Below are 19,278 nucleotides of genomic sequence, written 5' to 3'. Positions count from 1 at the left end.
TTATAATGCGGGTTTTCGATACCCATGCCGGCGCGCCGCGCACGCCGGCCACAGGAACGCATCATGGCCAAACACGCGAAAGTGCTGATTCTCGGTTCCGGTCCCGCCGGCTACACCGCCGCCGTCTACGCGGCGCGCGCCAATCTGGAGCCGGTGCTGATCACCGGCCTGGCCCAGGGCGGTCAGCTGATGACCACCACCGACGTGGAGAACTGGCCGGCCGATCCGAATGGCGTGCAGGGCCCCGAGCTGATGCAGCGCTTCCTGGAGCATGCCGAGCGCTTCAAGACCGAAATCATCTTCGACCATATCCATACGGCCAGGCTGACCGAGCGCCCGATCCGCCTGGTCGGCGACGCCGGCGAGTACACCTGCGACGCGCTGATCATCGCCACCGGCGCCTCGGCGCAGTACCTGGGCCTGCCCTCCGAAGAAAACTTCATGGGCCGCGGCGTGTCGGCCTGCGCGACCTGCGACGGCTTCTTCTACAAGAACCAGGAAGTCGCGGTGATCGGCGGCGGCAATACCGCAGTCGAAGAGGCCCTGTATCTGTCGCATATCGCCAGCAAGGTCACCGTGATCCATCGCCGCGACAAGTTCCGCGCCGAGCCGATCCTGGTCGATCGCCTGCTGGCGCGCGAGAAGGAAGGCCGCGTCGAAATCGTCTGGAACACCGTGCTGGACGAGGTGCTGGGCGACGAGTCGGGCGTGACCGGCGTGCGCATCCGCAATGTGCAGAGCGGCACCACCGAGGAGCGCAAGCTGGCGGGCGTGTTCGTCGCGATCGGCCACAAGCCGAACACCGACCTGTTCGTCGGCCAGCTGGAGATGAACAACGGCTATATCGTGACCAAGAGCGGCCTGTCCGGCGACGCCACGGCCACCAACATCCCGGGCGTGTTCGCCGCCGGCGACGTGCAGGATCACGTCTATCGCCAGGCCATCACCAGCGCGGGCACCGGCTGCATGGCCGCGCTCGACGCGCAGCGCTACGTCGAAGCGCTGAAGTAAGGTCTTTCCGGCTCGCCGCCAGGCGAGCCACCTTCGGTGCCGGATCGTGTTACCTTGCCGGTTTCACGGTCTTGCCCGCCGCCACGCGGCGGTTCTGCTTTCCCATCATGAAGCACGGTGCCAGCAAATCCGGCCGCCCTGCCGGTTCCTCCCCGACTCCCGCCCGTACCCGCCTTGGCCTCGACGATCTGGCGCGCCTGCGCGATCAGATGAAGGCCGATGCCGAGCGTCGGGAGGCCGAGCGCCTGGCCGCAGAGGAAGCGGCGCGCCAGGCGGCCCTGGAGGCCAATGTGTTTCGCAACAGTGTCGGCAATGTCCAGACATTGCGGGATCGCAATCGCGTGATGCCGCCGGCCCGGCGCCCCGAACCGGTGCCGGTGCAAAGCCAGCTCGACGACCAGGCGGTCCTCGCGGCCTCGCTGTCCGATCACTTCGACGTGGAAAACCTGCTGGAGACCGACGACACGCTGTCGTTCCGCCGCCCCGGCATCGGCAACGACGTGATCCGCAGGCTGCGGCGCGGCGAATGGGTGCCGCAGGACCGGATCGACCTGCACGGCTTGCGCCGCGACGAGGCGCGCGAAGCGCTGGCCGAATTCCTGCGCCGCTGCGTGCGGCGCGGCGTGCGCTGCGTGCGGGTGATTCACGGCAAGGGCAACGGCTCGCCGGACAAGCAGCCGGTCCTCAAGGGCAAGGTGCGCAGCTGGCTGGTACAGAAGGAGGAAGTGCTGGCCTTCGTGGAGGCGCGTGGCGCCGAGGGCGGCTCGGGGGCCTTGATGGTGTTGCTGCGTCAGCCGTATGCGTGACGGCCGGTGATGCCCCTCTCCCGAGCGGGAGAGAGGCAATCGGACGGCCTCAGACCGCCGCTTCGTCCTGCTCGCCGGTGCGGATCCGGATCACGCGTTCGATCTCGGTGACGAAGATCTTGCCGTCGCCGATCTTGCCGGTATGGGCCGCCTTGACGATCGCGTCCAGCACGGTATCGAGCTGGCTTTCCGCCACGACCACCTCGATCTTGATCTTCGGCAGGAAGTCGACCACGTACTCCGCGCCGCGATACAGCTCCGTGTGGCCCTTCTGCCGGCCGAACCCCTTGACCTCGGTGACCGTCAGGCCGGTCACGCCCACGTCGGCCAGCGCCTCACGCACTTCGTCCAGCTTGAACGGTTTGATGATGGCGGTAATTTGTTTCATGTCGGCCCCCTTTCTGTCGTGATTGGTTGATGCAAGATTCTAGCCCGCGCGGCGCGATGGCGCGCCAAAGCGGGCCGGGGATCACCCCTTGTCGTGTCGATTGCCGGCCTTCGCGGCCGCCTTGCCGTTGCCGTTGCCGCTGCTGCTGCCGTTGGTCTTGCGTGCGGTAGCGTCGTCCGGAATGCGGTCCAGCTCCGCCAGCCACGCGGTCGACTCGCTGTCGCTGGGCGCGCGCCAGTCGCCGCGCGGCGACAGCGAGCCGCCCGAGCCCACCTTCGGTGCATTCGGAACGCACGAGCGCTTGAACTGGCTGGTGCGGAAGAAGCGGTCCAGAAAGATACGCAGGTTGCGCTTGATGTCGGCCAGATCGTACTGGTTGCGCGGGACATGGGCCTCCTCGGGCCACTGCCCCGCCTCACGATCGCCCCAGGCATGCAGCGCCAGATAGGCCACCTTCGACGGCGTGAAGCCGAAGCGCAGCGTGTAGTACAGATTGAAATCCTGCAGCTCGTAGGGCCCGATCACGCTTTCGGTCTTCTGGCCCGGCTTGTCGTTCGAATCGCCCGGCACCAGTTCGGGGCTGATATCGGTGCCCAGCACGTCGAGCAGCACCGCGCTGCCGCCCGCACCGATCTGGCCCGTTTCGGCGACCCAGCGCACCAGATGCGAGATCAGCGTCTTGGGCACGCTGGCATTGACGTTGTAGTGCGACATGTGGTCGCCGACGCCATAGGTGCACCAGCCCAGTGCGAGCTCGCTGAGGTCGCCGGTGCCGATCACGATCCCGTTGTGGTGGTTCGCCAGCCGGAACAGATGGTTGGTGCGCTCGCCGGCCTGCACGTTCTCGAAGGTCACGTCATAGACCGGCTTGCCGTCGGCGAACGGGTGGCCGAGGTCCTTCAGCATCGCCAGGCAGCTTGGCCGGATGTCGATTTCCCGCGCGGTGCAGCCGACCACTTCCATCAGCCGCCGGGCCTGCTGCAGCGTGCGGTCGCTGGTCGCAAAACCGGGCATCGTGAAGCCGAGGATATTGGCGCGCGGCAGCCCCAACCGGTCCATCGCCTTGGCGCAGACCAGCAGCGCATGGGTCGAGTCCAGCCCGCCCGACACGCCGATCACCACCTTTGAAATGCCGGTCGCCGACAGCCGCTGCACCAACGCCTGCACCTGGATCTGGTAGACCTCGTTGCAGCGCTCGTCGCGCCGACGGCGATCGGCCGGCACATAGGGGAAGCGCTCGACGCGGCGGCGCAGCGGCAGATCGCGGTCCTCGTCGACGCCCAGCACAAAGCCGACGGTGCGGAATTTCGCCACCTCGCCGGCATGGCGGCGCACCGAGTCGCTGAACGTGGTCATGTGCATCCGCTCGCGCGACAGCCGCTCCAGGTCGACGTCGGCGAAGATCATGTGCGAATCGTCGGCAAAGCGCTCGGATTCGGCCAGCAGCTCGCCGTTCTCGTAGACCAGCGCCTGTCCGTCCCACGCCAGGTCGGTGGTCGATTCGCCCTTGCCCGCCGAGCTGTACAGATAGGCGGCCAGGCAGCGCGCCGATTGCTGCGACACCAGCTGATGCCGATAACCGGACTTGCCCACCACGATATTGGACGCCGACAGATTGACCAGCACCGTGGCCCCCGCCAGCGCGGCGAACGACGACGGCGGGATCGGCACCCAGACGTCCTCGCAGATCTCGACATGGAAACGGAAAAGCGGGATGTTCTCGATCTCGAACAGCAGCCCGGCGCCGAACGGCACGCTCTGCCCCAGCAGGTCGATCTGCTCGACCGTGGCGCAATCCGCGGCGCTGAACTGGCGGGCCTCGTAGAACTCCCAGTAATTCGGCAGAAAGCTCTTGGGCACCACGCCGCGCAGCTGGCCGCCGGCGACGACCACCGCGCAGTTGAACAGCAGATGCTGGACCCGCAGCGGCATGCCGACCACCAGCGCACAGGGCAGCGTCCGCGAAGCCTCGACGATCTCGCCCAGCGCGCGCTCGCAGGCATCGAGCAGCGTCTTCTGATGGAACAGGTCGTCGCAGCTGTAGGCCGACAAACCCAGCTCGGGGAAGGCCACCAGCGCGGCGCCGCCCTCGGCGGCCTCGCGGGCCAGCGCGATGGTCTGCTGCGCGTTGAAGACAGGATCGGCGACCTTGCAGCGCGGCACGCCGACCGCCACGCGCACGAAGCCATGGGAATACAGATTGAAGAATCGGCTCATCTCGAACACCCTTGTTGTGCGCAGGGCCGGTTCGGGCCCGGCCTGTGCGATGCGCGGCGGCAGGCGATAATGCGGCGTCGTTGTCCGCTGAATCCACCGAATTTCTCCACCGAATTTCACCGCATTTCGCCGCGGGCTCCATCCCTCGGCAAGGCACACCGTGAAAGCACTCAAGCCAATGCCAACCCGCTCAGTGCCATCCGACTCCGGCAGCGCCGCCATCCAGACGGAGCGACCGGAGAATTATCGCACGCGTATTGTCGAGAACCTGGCCGACATCGCGCCGGCCGAATGGGATGGCCTGCTGGCGCAGCAGCCCGGCCGCACGCCGTTTCTGCGCCATGCCTTCCTGCATGCGCTGCATGCCAGCGGCAGCGCCAGCGACGACACCGGCTGGAGTCCGCGCTATCTGACCTTGTGGAAGGACGCCGCCGACGGCGAGCGCCTGGCCGCGGCGATGCCGCTCTATGCGAAGGCGCACTCCTACGGCGAGTACGTGTTCGACTGGGCCTGGGCCGACGCCTATGCGCAGAACGGCCTGGAGTACTACCCGAAGTGGCTGGCGGCGATTCCGTTCACGCCGGTGCAGGGCACGCGCCTGCTGGCCGAGAACGCGCTGGCGCGCGAGCTGTTGCTGCAGGTCGCGCTGACGCTGGCCGAGCAGAGCCAGCTGTCCTCATTGCATGTGCTGTTCCCCGACGACGCCGAGGCCGCGCTGATGGAGCAGGCCGGCATGTTGATGCGCCATGGCGTGCAGTTCCACTGGACCAATCCCGGCTATCCGGACTTCGAGGCGTTTCTCGCCACGCTGTCGCAGAAAAAGCGCAAGAACATCCGCGCCGAGCGCCGCCGCGTCGCCGAGGCCGGCATCACGTTCCGCCATCTGCGCGGCATGCAGATCGGCCCCGACGACTGGCGGCTGTTCCATCGCTGCTATCGGCAGACGTATCGCGAACACCGTTCGACGCCCTATCTGAACCTGGACTTCTTCGAGCGCATCGGCGCGGCGATGCCGGAGCATCTGCTGCTGGTGATCGCGCAGCGCGAGGGACGCGATATCGCCGCATCGCTGCTGGTCTTCGACGACGATGCCGACGTCAGCACGCTGTACGGCCGCTATTGGGGCGCGCTCGAACACCATCCCTGCCTGCATTTCGAGACCGCCTACTACCAGCCGCTGGCCTTCTGCATCGAGCACGGCATCCGCACGTTCGAGGGCGGCGCGCAGGGCGAACACAAGATGGCGCGCGGCTTCCTGCCGGTGGCTACCCGCTCCGCCCACTGGCTCGCGCACCCGGCCTTCGCCGATGCGGTCGAGCGCTTCCTGGCGCGCGAGCGCGCGGGGATCGATGCGTACCTGGATGAATTGAACGACAGGACGCCGTATGCGAGGACGGCGGGGGACGGTACGGGGTAGATGTACTCCCCTCTCCCGCTTGCGGGAGAGGGGTCGGGGGAGAGGGAAACGACGGTGGTTATGCCAACGCTGTCAGCGCCTACATACGCCCTTTGCCCTCTCCCCCAGCCCCTCTCCCACGCGTGGGAGAGGGGGGCAAGCCTGAGGTACCCGAAGGATCGCGCTACCTCAAACCTTCGCCGCCACCCAGTCGCCCACGCCCGCCAGCGCCGCCGGCAGCTTCGCCGGTTCGGTACCGCCGGCCTGGGCCATGTCGGGACGGCCGCCGCCCTTGCCGCCGACCTGCTGGGCGACGAAGTTGACCAGCTCGCCCGCCTTGACCTTGCCGGTTGCATCGGCGGTGACGCCGGCGATCAGGCTGACCTTGCCGTCCTGCACCGCGCCCAGCACGATGGCGGCGCTCTTGAGCTTGTCCTTGAGCTTGTCCATCGTTTCGCGCAGCGTCTTGACGTCGGCGCCTTCGAGCTGGGCCGCCAGCACCTTCAGGCCCTTGATCTCGATCGCCTGGCTCGCCAGCTCGTCGCCCTGCGAGGCGGCGAGCTTGCTCTTCAGGCGCTCGAGCTCCTTCTCCAGCGCGCGGACCTGGTCCTGCATCTGGCCGATGCGCGGCACCAGTTCGCCCGGCTGCGCCTTCAACGCGGACGCGGCCTCGTTCAGACGCGCATCGAGCGACTGCAGATAGTGCAGCGCGTTGTCGCCGGTGATCGCCTCGACGCGGCGGATGCCGGCCGCGACGCCGCCTTCCATCACGATCTTGAACAGCCCGATATCGCCGGTGCGGGTCACGTGGGTGCCGCCGCACAGTTCCTTCGAGCTGCCGATCGACAGCACGCGCACCTCGTCGGCGTATTTCTCGCCGAACAGCGCCATCGCGCCGCTCTTGACGGCATCGTCGAACGGCATCAGCTCGGCGCCGGTGGCCTCGTTGCGCAGGATTTCGGCGTTGACGATCTCCTCGACCTCGCGGATCTGCGCCGCGGTCAGCGGCGCATTGTGCGAGAAGTCGAAGCGGGTCTTGTCGGCATCGACCAGCGAGCCCTTCTGCTGCACGTGGCTGCCCAGCACTTCGCGCAGCGCCTTGTGCATCAGGTGGGTGGCCGAGTGGTTGCGCATCGTGCGCGCGCGGCGCACGGCGTCGACCTCGGCGGTCACGGTATCGCCGACCTTCAGCGCGGCGCCGCCGAGCGTGCCCTGATGGCCGAACACATCGGCCTGGACCTTGGTGGTATCGGCCACCGCGAACACGGCCGCGCCCGCCTTCAGTTGGCCCTGGTCGCCGGCCTGGCCGCCCGACTCGGCGTAGAACGGCGTATGGTCGAGCACCACCACGCCGGTCTGGCCGGGCTGCATCACATCGACCGAGGCGCCGTCGACATACAGCGCGACCACCCTGGCGTCATCCAGCAGCAGCTTCTCGTAGCCGTGGAAGGTCGTCTTGGCGCCGCTGTACTCAAGGCCGGCGGCCATCTTGAACTTGCCGGCGGCACGGGCCTGCTCGCGCTGGCGGGTCATCGCGGCATCGAACGCGGCCTCGTCGACCGAGACTTCCTGCTCGCGGCAGACGTCCTGCGTCAGGTCCAGCGGGAAGCCATAGGTGTCGTGCAGCTTGAACGCGAGCTCGCCGTCCAGCGTCTTGCCGCCCTTGGCCTTCAGGTCGGCCAGCGCCGCATCGAGAATGCTCATGCCGTTCTCGATGGTCTCGAAGAAGCGCTCCTCCTCGGCTTTTAGCACCTCGACCACGCGCGGCTCGGCCTCGGCCAGTTCCGGATAGGCCTCGCCCATCTGCGCGACCAGGTCGCCCACCAGCTTGTGGAAGAACGGCGTCTTGCGGCCCAGCTTGTAGCCGTGGCGGATCGCCCGGCGCACGATGCGGCGCAGCACGTAGCCGCGGCCTTCGTTGCCGGGGATCACGCCGTCGACGATCAGGAAGGAGCAGGCGCGGATATGGTCGGCGATGACCTTCAGCGAGTTGTTGTTCAGATCGTCGATGCCGGTCTCGCGCGCGGCGGCGCGGATCAGCGCCTGGAACAGGTCGATCTCGTAGTTGCTGTGCACGTGCTGCAGCACCGCGGCGATACGCTCCAGGCCCATGCCGGTATCGACGCAGGGCTTGGGCAGCGGCGTCATGTTGCCCTGCTCGTCCCGGTTGAACTGCATGAACACCAGGTTCCAGATCTCGATATAGCGATCGCCATCCTCTTCCGGCGATCCGGGCGGGCCGCCCCAGACGTCCGGGCCGTGGTCGTAGAAGATTTCCGAGCACGGGCCGCAGGGGCCGGTGTCGGCCATCTGCCAGAAGTTGTCGGACGCATAGCGGGCGCCCTTGTTGTCGCCGATCCGCACGATGCGCTCGACCGGCACGCCGACTTCCCTGGCCCAGATGTCATAGGCCTCGTCGTCCTCGGCATAGACCGTGACCCACAGCTTCTCGGCCGGCAGGTTGTAGACCTTGGTCAGCAGCTCCCACGCGTACTGGATCGCCTCGCGCTTGAAGTAGTCGCCGAACGAGAAGTTGCCCAGCATCTCGAAGAAGGTATGGTGGCGCGCGGTATAGCCGACGTTTTCCAGGTCGTTGTGCTTGCCGCCGGCACGCACCGAACGCTGCGACGAGGTCGCGCGCGTGTAGGGCCGCTTGTCGGTGCCGAGGAAGACGTCCTTGAACTGCACCATGCCGGAGTTGGTGAACAACAGCGTCGGATCGTTGGCCGGCACGAGGCTCGACGAGCGGACCACGGTGTGGCCCTTCGATTCGAAGAACTGCAGGAACTTGCTGCGGATGTCGGAGACTTTCATGTTTGGGGGCAAGGCGTCCCCGCATGGACATCGCAGGGCGCAGTCGGATTGGATTTGCAAACCGTTGATTATACGGGGAACGCCGCCGCAACGGCAGGCCGGACCGGCGGTAGCGGGCGGGCGCAGGCGGGCTCGCGCGGCATCGATGCGACAGCATTGCCGAAGCCCGCCGATGTGCGCCCGGCGGCCCGCCGGTGGTACAGTGCTGGCTGTCCTGGCCGGGCCGGCCCACCCGCCTGTACGGCCTGTGCCGGCTGGTCCGCCAGCTGGTTCCGCCGGCCGCCGCGCCGACCGGCCCGATTGTCGATTCCGGATTGCCCGATTGGCCGTCCAGTCGTCCCACGCAGTCGCCTCACCAATTCGCCTGATATTCCCATGGGAGCTTTAAGCCACCTCCGCGTTCTCGACCTGACCCGCGTCCTCGCCGGGCCCTGGTGCGCCCAGAACCTCGCCGACTTCGGCGCCGACGTGATCAAGATCGAACGGCCCGGCGCGGGCGACGACACCCGGACCTGGGGCCCGCCCTGGCTGCAGGACGAGTCGGGCCGCGACACCGCCGAGGCGGCCTATTACCTCGCCGCCAACCGCAACAAGCGCTCGGTGACCTGCGATATCAGCACGCCCGAGGGCCAGCAGCTGGTGCGCGAACTGGCCGCGCAGAGCGACGTGGTGCTGGAGAACTACAAGGTCGGCCAGCTGAAGAAGTACGGGCTCGACTACGAATCGCTGAAGGCGGTCAAACCCGACCTGATCTACTGCTCGGTGACCGGCTTCGGCCAGACCGGCCCCTACGCCGCGCGCCCGGGCTATGACTTCATCATCCAGGGCATGGGCGGCTTCATGAGCCTGACCGGCGAGCGCGACGACCTGCCGGGCGGCGGGCCGCAGAAGGCCGGCGTGGCGATCTCCGACCTGATGACCGGCCAGTACGCCACCATCGCGGTGCTGGCCGCGCTGGCGCACCGCGACCGCACCGGCGAGGGCCAGTACATCGACATGGCGCTGCTCGACGTGCAGGTCGCCATGCTGGCCAACATGAACACGAATTACCTGGCCAGCGGCGTCGCGCCGAAGCGCTGGGGCAACGCCCATCCGAACATTGTCCCGTATCAGACCTTCCAGGCGGCCGACGGCTGGATCATCGTCGCGGTCGGCAACGACGGGCAGTTCCGCAAGTTCGTCGAGGCCGGCGGCCGGCCCGAACTGTCGGCAGATCCGCGCTTTGCCACCAATCCGCAGCGCGTGGCGAACCGCGACACGCTGGTGCCCATCCTGGCCGAGATGGTCAAGCCGCGCACGCGCGCGCAGTGGATCGCCGATCTGGAAGCGGCCGGCGTGCCGTGCGGCCCGATCAATACGCTGGACGATGTGTTCGAGGACGCCCAGGTCAAGGCGCGCGGGCTGCGCGTGGATCTGCCGCATCCGAGCGCGGGCGAGGTCAAGCTGGTCGGCAGCCCCATCAAGATGAGCGCCACGCCGCCGCAGGCGGTCCGCCACCCGCCGCTGCTCGGCGAGCACACCGACGCGGTGCTGGGCGAGATGCTCGGCTACACGCCGGAGCGCATCGCCGAACTGCGCGCCAAGGGCGTGCTGTGACGGGCCGATGCCGCTTCGAACGACGGTTCGAATGATGGTTCGAACGACGAGTTGAACGACGCTTGCTGCGATGAATGACGAGGCGGCGGCCAAGGGGCCGGCCGTCGCCCGAGCCGATTCCCCAACCCCTTCCCCACCCTGAACCGAGCCGGAGTACCCATGCAGATCGATGCCTTGCTCGCTTTTCTCCACTTCCTGTCCATCTTCGCGCTGATCACCTTCCTGGCTGCCGAGGCCGTCGTACTGCGGCCGGGCATCACGCCGGCAGCGGTGCGCCGGGTCGGCATCTACGATCTGCTGTACTTCGGCTCGGCGATGGCGGCGCTGGCTACCGGCCTGCTGCGGCTGTTCTATGGCGCCAAGGGCGTCGACTTCTACCTGCCCAATCCGTGGTTCCACGCCAAGATGACGGTGTTCGTGCTGATCGCGCTGTGCTCGCTGCCGCCGACCTTCCGCTTCCGCCGCTGGCGCACGCAGGCAGCGGGTCAGACCGGCTTCGTGCCGTCGGACGTGGAATTGAAGGGCGCCCGCCGCTGGGTACTGATCCAGGCGCATCTGCTGATCCTGCTGCCCTTGTGCGCCGTGATGATGGCGCGCGGGCTCGGCATCCGCGGCTGAGTGGGGCCGCGCCGCCCTCCGATCGCTGCCCTGCTCACCGAAAGACCGAAAGACCGAAAGACTGAAACTCCAATACGAGGCGCCGGCGGACCCGCCGCGCCCGCCGATTCCCAACCTGCTGACTGGCTACCATGTTCAAGACCTTCGCCGCCAACGCGCTGAGCGCGGCCGCCCTCGTGGCGTCCGTCGGCGCCGCCCTGTTTGCCGCCCCCGCGGCCGCCCAACCGCCTGCCGCTGCCTGGCCGAGCAAGCCGGTCCGCTTCGTCGTGCCCTATCCGGCCGGCGGCCCGCTCGATACCGTCGCGCGCGCGATCGGCGACAAGCTCAAGGATTCGCTGGGCCAGCCGGTCGTGATCGAGAACCGCCCGGGCGCCGGCGGCAACCTCGGCGCGGACTACGTCGCCCGCCAGCCCGCCGACGGCTACACCATCGTGATGGGCGCGGTCGCGACGCACGCGATCAACCCGACGTTGTTCGCGAAGATGCCGTATGACCCGATCAAGGACTTCACGCCGATCACGCTGGTCGCCGACGTGCCGAACGTGCTGGTGATGCATCCGGGCAAGGCCGCCGAGCTGCATATCGAATCGGTGCGCGATCTGGTCGAATATGCGCGCAAGAATCCGGGCAAGCTCGACTACGCCTCGGGCGGCAACGGCAGCGCCGGCCATCTGTCGGGCGAGCTGTTCAAGAGCCTGGCCAAAGTCAGCATGGTCCATATCCCCTACAACGGGGCCGCTCCCGCGCAGCTGTCGGTGCTGTCGGGCCAGACCGACCTGATCTTCGACAACCTCGCCTCGGCCAGTGCCAATATCAAGGCCGGCAAGCTCAAGGCCTTTGCCGTGACCACGCCGGCGCGCGCCAGCGCCGTGCCCGAACTGCCGACCATCGCCGAAGCCGGCAAGGGCCTGGGCCTGGAGAGCTTCGACATCTCGACCTGGTTCGGCGTGTTCGCCCCGGCCAACGTGCCGCGCGACATTGTCGACCGGCTCAATCGCGAGATCGTCGCGATCCTGAAGACCGACGAGATGAAGGCGCGCATGGCTCGCATCGGCGCGCAACCGGCACCGACCACGCCGGAGCAGTTCGGCGCGCTGGTGCAGCGCGAGCTGAAGAAGTACGCGCAGATCGTCAAGGCGTCGGGGGCGAAGGTCGACTGAACCCGCACGCCGTCGCGAGGCTGGCCAATCGCGGCCCGCTGCCTTCATGGGTAGCGGGCCGTTTCCTTTTTTGACAAGGGGAAGACGGCGCGGACCGTTTTAACGATTTTTGCGCATGCCCGACCACGGCACCTCCCATATCGTGATGCCACGGGACCGCCGACGCGGTCCTCTATCGAAACGCTACGAGGGGAGACATCGTGAACGCCAGCCACATCGACTTCGACATGCCATTGCCGCCTGCCGCCTGGCACGGCGCCTATCAAGTGCAGTGCGACGCCAAGGGGACGCTGGAGATGGGCAGCAGCTTCGGCATGGCGCTGCGCGCCGGTCTGCACCGCATTTTCCGGATCGGCAAGACCAGTGCGGACGTGGCACGCAACCAGGCGTCCTGGCGCGCATTGATCGCGGCGGTCGAAAGCCGGGGCGGCGCGGCAGTGCGCGAGCGCCTTTGCCGCGCCAGCCTGACATTGCCTGGCGATCGCCTGCAAGGGTTGACCATCTCCGACCGGATCGAGCGCGGCACCTATCTGTCGCACGCGGCCCTGCAGCAGGTGTTCGCGCTGTTTCACAGCGCCGTGTCCGTGCAGCGGGCCAATCAGCGGGTGTATGACGAATTGCTGTCGCCGGGGTCCACATCGTCATCGGCCACGCCGCTGTACGCCATGCTCGATGGCATCAGCTTCGGATTGAGCGAGATCGGTGACGCCGGCTCGCCTTGTCCGCTGCCGGCCACCCGGGCCTACGTCGCCGAACAGCTGAAGCTGGGTCTGCAGGCACAAGCCGCGCGGCTGCGCCCTCGCGATCCGGCCGTGCTGCGCTCCGCCCTGGCCAGCTGTGCGCCCGAACTGGCCGGTCCGAACAACGCCGCAGGCCGCGAGCGATGGCTGCGCGAATACGATCGCCGGCTGCGCAGCGGACCGATCCAGCATGCCGCCATGAGCCCGAGCGAACGCAAGGCGTGCGACCGCGAGGCCGCGGTCGCCGGACTGCTCGCCGAGCAGCGGCACGAGGAACTGATGCGCGCGCTCAGGCAGAACGAAGCCGGCATCGCCGAAGAACGGTCGCGGCTGGCACGCGAGGCGGCGGAGCCGGACGCCGCACGCCTGCACGACGGCACCGCGGACGGCACCGCGGACGGCAATGCAGGCACTCGCGGCGATGGCACGCTGGCCGTGCTGCTTGCCTCGCGAACCAATCTGCTGGCCGCGCTGAAGGAACGCGAGCTGTACGACGTGCTGCGCCGCTGCGACGGTGAACTGGCACTGAGCCCGCTGAACCAGGACGTGGCGCAAATGCGCACGCTGATGCAGCGCCGCGCCCGGGCGCGCGAGCAACTCGACGGCGACCTGGCGGTGCAGAAACAGCGAGAACTGCTCCGCGCCGATCTCGTCAAGGGACTGTGCCAGGCCATATGCCACACGGTCGATCGCCATACCGCGCGTGGCGAGCGGCTGGACGAGACGGGACTGCTACGCATCGTCGATGCGAGACTGTCCGAACCGGGCTACTTGCGCCAGTTTCTCGCCGCCCGCAATCTGCAGTATCTGCACGACCTCGGCCACGGACACGATCGAGCGGCCGCCATCGCAGGCCTGGTGCGTGCCAGCGATCAGCATCCTCTGGACGAAGCCGCACGGGGCGAGCTCGACAGCAGCGACTTCCAATGGCTGGCCGCCGCGCTGGAAAAGGGCGAAGGCGAAGCGGTGGCACTGAACTACCGGCCAATGCTGTCCGGCGCCCGCAAGATGTTCGCCCGCTTTTACCGCCAACGCTGGCCGATCGAGTCGATCTGCAACAATGTCGCCTCGCTGCTGGACGACTTCGCCGAGGACCACACGCAGGTGCAGCGGCAACGCGCGGGCCATCGCGAGATCCCGTTGGAGACGCGCTGGCAGGCTGGCGTGCACGCGGTTCGCGACGTGATCCGCAATGAGGAGCTTGGTCCGGGCGACCTGATCGACGTCATTTTTCCGGCGATCAAGCCGTACCTGCGCGAACGGCACATGGTGATGGACAATGTGCGGCGCGAACTGTTGCTCGCAGAGGCCCGGCTGGAAGAATTGCGCGGGCTGTATCCCGAGCTCGCGAACTGGACGACCAGCGTGCCCGTCGGCGCGGTGGCCGCCACCCTGCTCGACCTGGCCAGCGTCCAGATCACCGGCCGGCTGATGAACGCCCACAATCGGCGGCTGGAAGTCAGGCGGGAGCACGACACCGTGCGGGAAGAAGAACAACTGGCAATCGAGACCGCCCGCAAGATGCATGACTCGCTGCACCAGTTGTCCAGCATGCGCGTCGAGTACCGCGCCCGGATGGCGGATCACGGCATCGGCGATCCCGAAGGGGACAGCCCGGATGCCGGTCATACATCGGTCAGGGACATCCACGCCGCGGCCGCCGGCGCGGGCGCGCCGGGTCCCGGCGGGATCGAGCACAGCCTCCGGCAGCAATGGGACCAGACCGACCGGCATGTCTCGTTGGCGCTGGGCGCCACCGCCAATGCGCTGGAGAACGGCCTGGACACGGAAGTCGAACGCGTGCGCCTTCGCTCGGCGCAGCGCATGGTCGATGTCAAGCGCGATATCGAGCGACATCTGCGCGACGCGCTCGAAGGCAGCCGGTCCAAGGCCGGCAAGCTCGAAGCCGTCTGCGACGTGCTGGAGCAGGCCAGCACGCTATGGCCGCGCCTGCTTGCGGCGATGAACCGCAATGGCGAAATCGACGCGAACAACGCCACCTGCCGCCAGGCGCTCGGCTTGCGCGAGGCCGCACTGCGCGCACTGCCGCTGATCGACGAGATCCGGCAGGAGTTCGTCGCCCCGCTCGCCTATTCGGCCGACCTGCCGGACGCCGTCGCCGCGCCGTATCGGCAGGAGATCGAAGCGGTGCACCGGGCCCTGGACGCACTGGCGCATTCGCTGCAATGGGTCATCACGGCGATACGCGTGGCGGGGATGGCGCCGATCGGTCAGCGCGGCGACACCGGGAATGCAGGCGATACCGCGGTGTCCCGCCTGCAAGTGCAACGCAAGGCCCCGATCGGCAACACCGTCGTGCGCGAGCTTTATCGAGCCAAGCTGCCCCCTGTGCTGGGCTGGACGATGCGGCAATTGGTCAACATAGGCGCGCTGCGCTAAGCCTGCCGCGGCAGCCGCAACCCCACCTGCACGATCCGGCCATCTTCCATGCGCACCGCCGTCAACGTCAGCCCCGCGATCTCCACCGTATCGCCCTCCACCGGCGGCGTGGCAAAGGCGTGCAGCATCGCGGCCCCCAGCGTCGACGGATATTCGCCCGGCGCGAGTTCGCGTGTGCCGTACAGGCCCGCCACGTCGCGCAGCAGCGCGTCGCCGGACAGCACGAAATCGTGCGGCACCTGCTGCCAGGTCGGCGCCTGCTCCGGCGTGCGGAACAGCCGCGCGAGCGTCGGCACGCTGCTGGCCGGTCCCAGCACCGAGACCGTATCGCCGTCCTGCAGAACGGCGTGCTCGAGCGGCACCAGCGCCTCGTCGCGGGCCACCGTCATCAGGCGGCAACGCGGCGGCAATTCGACCCGGTCCGCGCGCACGCCGGTCACGGCAGACTCGGGCTCGACCTCGAACTGCATCAGGTCCATCGCCGGCGCGCGCGTGCCGTGCAGGCGTTCGCGCGCCAGCGGTTCGGGGTACGCGGGCCGCAGCACGCGGCCGAGCCGCGCGGCCAGCGGTACCGTAGTCCCCTGCAACAGCAAGCTGGCCAGCACCACGGCAAAGGCGATGCGGAACAACAGGCCCGAATCGGGAATGCCCTGCAGCAGCGGAAACAGCGCCAGCACGATCGGCACCGCGCCTCGCAGTCCCATCCAGGCGATGAAGCCCTTCTCGCGCGCATTGAAGCGGAACGGCAGCAACGAGACCCAGACCGCCACCGGACGGGCCACCAGCATCAGGAACAGCGCCACCGCCATCGCCGGCATCGCCACGTCCCAGATCCGGTGCGGCGTGACCAGCAGACCGAGCAGCAGAAACATCGCCGACTGGGCCAGCCACGCCATGCCGTCCATGGCGCGCATCGCGTCCGGGCTGACGGCGCGGTCGCGGTTGCCGATCAGCATGCCCGTCAGATACACCGCCAGAAAGCCGCTGCCGCCAGCGGTCTGCACGATCGCAAAGACCATGGCGCCGCCCGAACACAGCAGGATCGCCTGCAGACCTTCGGGCACGCGAATGCGCTCGAGCACATTTGCCAGGCAATAGCCGAGCGCCAAACCCATCGCGCCGCCGACGCCGAACTGCACCAGCAGCCGCCACAGCAGCGCGCCACCGCTGTGCCCCTCCGGCGCATGAATCCACTCGATCAGCGTCAGCGTCAGGAAGATCGCCATCGGGTCGTTGATGCCGGATTCGATCTCGAGCACGCTGGCGACCCGCTCCTTGAGCCGCACCCCGCTGCTGTTAAGCAGCGAGAAGACCGCGGCCGCGTCGGTCGATCCGACGATGGCGCCCAGCAGCAGGCCGAGCTTCCAGTCGATCTCCAGCACCCAGGCGGCAAACAGCCCGACCAGGCCGGTGGTCAGCAGCACGCCGACCGTGGCCAACGCCAGCGATGGCCGCAACGCGACGCGGAAAGTCGTGAACTGCGTGCGCAGCCCGCCATCGAGCAGGATCACCGCGAGCGCCAGATTGCCGACCAGAAAACTGAGCCAGGTATTGGCGAAGCGGATGCCGCCCGGGCCGTCGACACCGGCCAGCATGCCGACCAGCAGGAATACCAGCAGAAAGGGGACGCCGATTCGCGACGAGAACGCACCGACGACGATGCCGAGGGACATCACCACGGCGCCGATCAGGATGACATGTTCAATGCTTTCCAAACTGGTCCTTGCAACAGTAACGGAGGGATACGGACGACGAAGCCGCGACGCTGCAGCATGACGGCGGCAGCGCCGCCGATGATAGCCGACCGGGATGTCGGCCCTGCGCCGGTGCCGGCATCGCCGTCCGCCGTGCTCCGTGGCGACGGCCCCGGAGGATCTAGGGAGATACCCTCACATTGACCAAGTTTGCAGACATCTGAAAGGTCACTGAAAGGTGGCGCCCTTACCTTCCCCCTGCCTGCGGACGGGGAGGGTGCCGCGCGCGGTTTCGCTGCATCGCACAAACGCTGCAACGGCCCATCGCGCCACCATGAGACCAGCGCATTCGACGCGCGGCTCACAGCACCGCAAGCGCCAGTTTTGTCAAATCGAGGAGAATCATTTTGCGCATACGTAGCCAAAAGGACTTTGCCTCCGGCCTGATGTTCATCCTGGTCGGATTCGGCTTTTCCTGGGTCGCTCGCGGCTATTCGATGGGAACCGCCGCGAAGATGGGTCCGGGGTATTTCCCGTTCTGGCTCGGCGTCGTGCTCGCCCTGCTGGGCGTGCTGGTGCTGATCGGGTCCTTGTCCAGCAAGGGCGAGGGCGACGAGCTCGCCCGCTGGGACATCAAGCTGTTGCTGTGGATCCTCGGTTCGGTGGTGCTGTTCGGCCTGCTGCTCAAGCCGCTGGGCATGGTGCTGTCGGTGATCGTGCTGGTGCTGGTGTCGTCGATGGCCAGCCACGAGTTCACCTGGCGCGGTGCGATCCTGAACACCATCGTGCTGGTGCTGATCAGCATGGGCGCCTTCGTCTACGGCATCAATCTGCAGATGCCGGTGTGGCCGGCCTTCATTACCGGCTAAGGAGCGCCAGATGGAACTGCTAACCAACCTGGGCATCGGCTTCTCGACCGCCCTGACCTTCCAGAACCTGGCCTACGCCTTCCTCGGCTGTCTGCTCGGCACGCTGATCGGCGTGCTGCCCGGCCTGGGACCGCTCGCGACCATCGCGATGCTGCTGCCGATCACCTACACGCTGCCCCCGGTGGCGGCGCTGATCATGCTGGCGGGCATCTACTACGGCGCGCAGTACGGCGGCTCGACCACCGCGATCCTGGTCAATCTGCCCGGTGAATCGTCCTCGGTGGTGACAACCATCGACGGCTACCAGATGGCGCGGCGCGGCCGGGCCGGCGTGGCGCTGGCGACCGCAGGCATGGGCTCGTTCTTCGCCGGCTGCGTGGCCACGCTGATCCTGGCCGGCTTCGCCGCGCCGCTGTCGGAACTGGCGTTCAAGTTCGGCCCCGCCGAGTACTTCTCGCTGATGGTGCTGGGCCTGATCGGCGCCGTGGTGCTGGCCTCGGGCTCGCTGGTCAAGGCCATCGCGATGATCGTGCTGGGTCTGCTGCTGGGCCTGGTCGGTACCGACGTGAACTCGGGCGCCGCGCGCTTCTCGTTCGACGTGCCGGAGCTGACCGACGGCCTGAACTTCGTCGCCGTGGCAATGGGTATCTTTGGCTTCGCGGAAATCATCGCGAACCTGGAGCAGCGCGAAAAGCGCGAAACGTTCACCGACAGCATCACCAACCTGTTCCCGACCAAGGAAGACTTCAAGCGCATGATTCCGGCGGTGCTGCGCGGCACCGTGCTGGGTTCGGCGCTGGGTATCCTGCCGGGCGGCGGTGCCTCGCTGGCGTCGTTCGCGGCCTACACGCTGGAGAAGAAGTCGTCGAAGTACCCGCAGGAGTTCGGCAAGGGCGCGATCGAAGGCGTGGCCGGTCCGGAATCGGCCAACAACGCCGCTTCGCAGACCTCGTTCATCCCGCTGCTGACGCTGGGCATTCCGCCCAACGCGGTGATGGCGCTGATGGTCGGTGCGATGACGATCCACAACATCCAGCCGGGCCCGCAGGTGATGACCAGCAACCCGCAGCTGTTCTGGGGCCTGATCGCCTCGATGTGGATCGGCAACTTCATGCTGATCATCCTGAACCTGCCGCTGATCGGCATCTGGGTCAAGCTGCTGAAGGTGCCTTACCGCTTCCTGTATCCGGCCATCCTGACGTTCTGCTGTATCGGCGTCTACTCGGTCCAGAACACCACCTTCGACGTGTTCCAGACTGCGGCCTTCGGTGTGGTGGGCTATCTGTTCCTGAAGCTCAAGTGCGAACCGGCGCCGCTGCTGCTCGGCTTCGTGCTCGGACCGATGATGGAAGAGAACTTCCGCCGCACGCTGCTGCTCTCGCGTGGCGAGTTCACGGTGTTCTTCACCCGTCCGCTGTCGCTGAGCCTGCTGATCGCCGCCGCAATCCTGGTGCTGATCGTGGCCCTGCCGTCGATCAAGGCCAAGCGCGAGGAAGCGTTCCAGGAAGAATAAGAAGCAAGCACGCAACACGTGAAACGGGGTGCCAGCCGGCACCCCGTTTTTTTTTG

The 19,278-nt window shown here is 67.4% G+C and carries 13 protein-coding genes; 9 read left to right on the top strand and 4 right to left on the bottom strand.

Features of this window, described 5'->3' with window-relative positions; all coding sequences use genetic code 11:
• The first annotated feature begins 63 nt into the window (after nt 1-63).
• Nucleotides 64-1,011, top strand: a complete 948-nt coding sequence (gene trxB / locus HTY53_RS19650) for a thioredoxin-disulfide reductase (protein ID WP_174108176.1) — start codon at nt 64-66, stop codon at nt 1,009-1,011.
• Nucleotides 1,012-1,118: 107 nt separating this feature from the next.
• Nucleotides 1,119-1,817 (top strand): Smr/MutS family protein, encoded by a 699-nt coding sequence (locus HTY53_RS19645; RefSeq protein WP_174108175.1) that lies wholly within the window; start codon nt 1,119-1,121, stop codon nt 1,815-1,817.
• Between the two features lie 49 nt (nt 1,818-1,866).
• On the opposite strand, the gene glnK is transcribed toward HTY53_RS19645, so the two are convergent.
• Both glnK and HTY53_RS19635 read right to left on the bottom strand, forming a co-directional pair.
• On the bottom strand, nt 1,867-2,205 hold the full coding sequence (gene glnK, locus HTY53_RS19640) for a P-II family nitrogen regulator (RefSeq protein WP_006578394.1): 339 nt from the start codon (nt 2,203-2,205) through the stop codon (nt 1,867-1,869).
• An 81-nt stretch (nt 2,206-2,286) separates the two neighbouring features.
• Complete coding sequence (locus tag HTY53_RS19635) at nt 2,287-4,422, bottom strand: NAD(+) synthase (RefSeq protein WP_174108174.1); 2,136 nt, start codon at nt 4,420-4,422, stop codon at nt 2,287-2,289.
• A 178-nt stretch (nt 4,423-4,600) separates the two neighbouring features.
• On the opposite strand from HTY53_RS19635, the gene HTY53_RS19630 reads away from it, so the two are divergent.
• The gene (locus tag HTY53_RS19630) at nt 4,601-5,839 is read left to right on the top strand and encodes a GNAT family N-acetyltransferase (protein ID WP_254600030.1); all 1,239 of its coding nucleotides are present in this window, start codon (nt 4,601-4,603) and stop codon (nt 5,837-5,839) included.
• Nucleotides 5,840-6,007: 168 nt separating this feature from the next.
• Here the strand turns inward: HTY53_RS19630 and alaS are convergent, their stop codons facing one another.
• Nucleotides 6,008-8,632 (bottom strand): alanine--tRNA ligase, encoded by a 2,625-nt coding sequence (gene alaS / locus HTY53_RS19625; RefSeq protein ID WP_174108173.1) that lies wholly within the window; start codon nt 8,630-8,632, stop codon nt 6,008-6,010.
• Nucleotides 8,633-9,007: 375 nt separating this feature from the next.
• Between alaS and HTY53_RS19620 the strand changes: the two genes are divergently transcribed.
• From HTY53_RS19620 to HTY53_RS19605, 4 genes are all read left to right on the top strand, one after another.
• Entirely contained in the window at nt 9,008-10,228 is a 1,221-nt protein-coding gene (locus HTY53_RS19620; protein ID WP_149317839.1) for a CaiB/BaiF CoA transferase family protein, read from the top strand.
• Nucleotides 10,229-10,387: 159 nt separating this feature from the next.
• Complete coding sequence (locus HTY53_RS19615) at nt 10,388-10,846, top strand: DUF2214 family protein (RefSeq protein ID WP_174108172.1); 459 nt, start codon at nt 10,388-10,390, stop codon at nt 10,844-10,846.
• Between the two features lie 131 nt (nt 10,847-10,977).
• Entirely contained in the window at nt 10,978-12,006 is a 1,029-nt protein-coding gene (locus HTY53_RS19610) for a Bug family tripartite tricarboxylate transporter substrate binding protein (RefSeq protein ID WP_174108171.1), read from the top strand.
• A gap of 200 nt (nt 12,007-12,206) precedes the next feature.
• On the top strand, nt 12,207-15,146 hold the full coding sequence (locus HTY53_RS19605) for a hypothetical protein (RefSeq protein WP_174108170.1): 2,940 nt from the start codon (nt 12,207-12,209) through the stop codon (nt 15,144-15,146).
• Here HTY53_RS19605 and HTY53_RS19600 read toward each other — a convergent pair.
• The gene (locus tag HTY53_RS19600; protein ID WP_174108169.1) at nt 15,143-16,861 is read right to left on the bottom strand and encodes a potassium/proton antiporter; all 1,719 of its coding nucleotides are present in this window, start codon (nt 16,859-16,861) and stop codon (nt 15,143-15,145) included. The two genes, HTY53_RS19605 and HTY53_RS19600, sit on opposite strands and share 4 nt — an antisense overlap.
• 386 nt (nt 16,862-17,247) lie before the next feature.
• On the opposite strand from HTY53_RS19600, the gene HTY53_RS19595 reads away from it, so the two are divergent.
• Both HTY53_RS19595 and HTY53_RS19590 read left to right on the top strand, forming a co-directional pair.
• Entirely contained in the window at nt 17,248-17,709 is a 462-nt protein-coding gene (locus tag HTY53_RS19595; RefSeq protein WP_174108168.1) for a tripartite tricarboxylate transporter TctB family protein, read from the top strand.
• A gap of 10 nt (nt 17,710-17,719) precedes the next feature.
• A complete protein-coding gene (locus HTY53_RS19590) occupies nt 17,720-19,222 on the top strand; it encodes a tripartite tricarboxylate transporter permease (protein WP_174108167.1) in 1,503 nt (500 codons plus the stop codon).
• The last annotated feature ends 56 nt before the right edge of the window (nt 19,223-19,278 follow it).

This window comes from Cupriavidus gilardii (assembly GCF_013314895.1).
In the GTDB taxonomy this organism is placed as follows: Bacteria; Pseudomonadota; Gammaproteobacteria; order Burkholderiales; family Burkholderiaceae; genus Cupriavidus; species Cupriavidus gilardii_C.
Note: the sequence above shows the minus strand (reverse complement) of the source record. Positions and strands in the feature narration are given on the sequence as shown.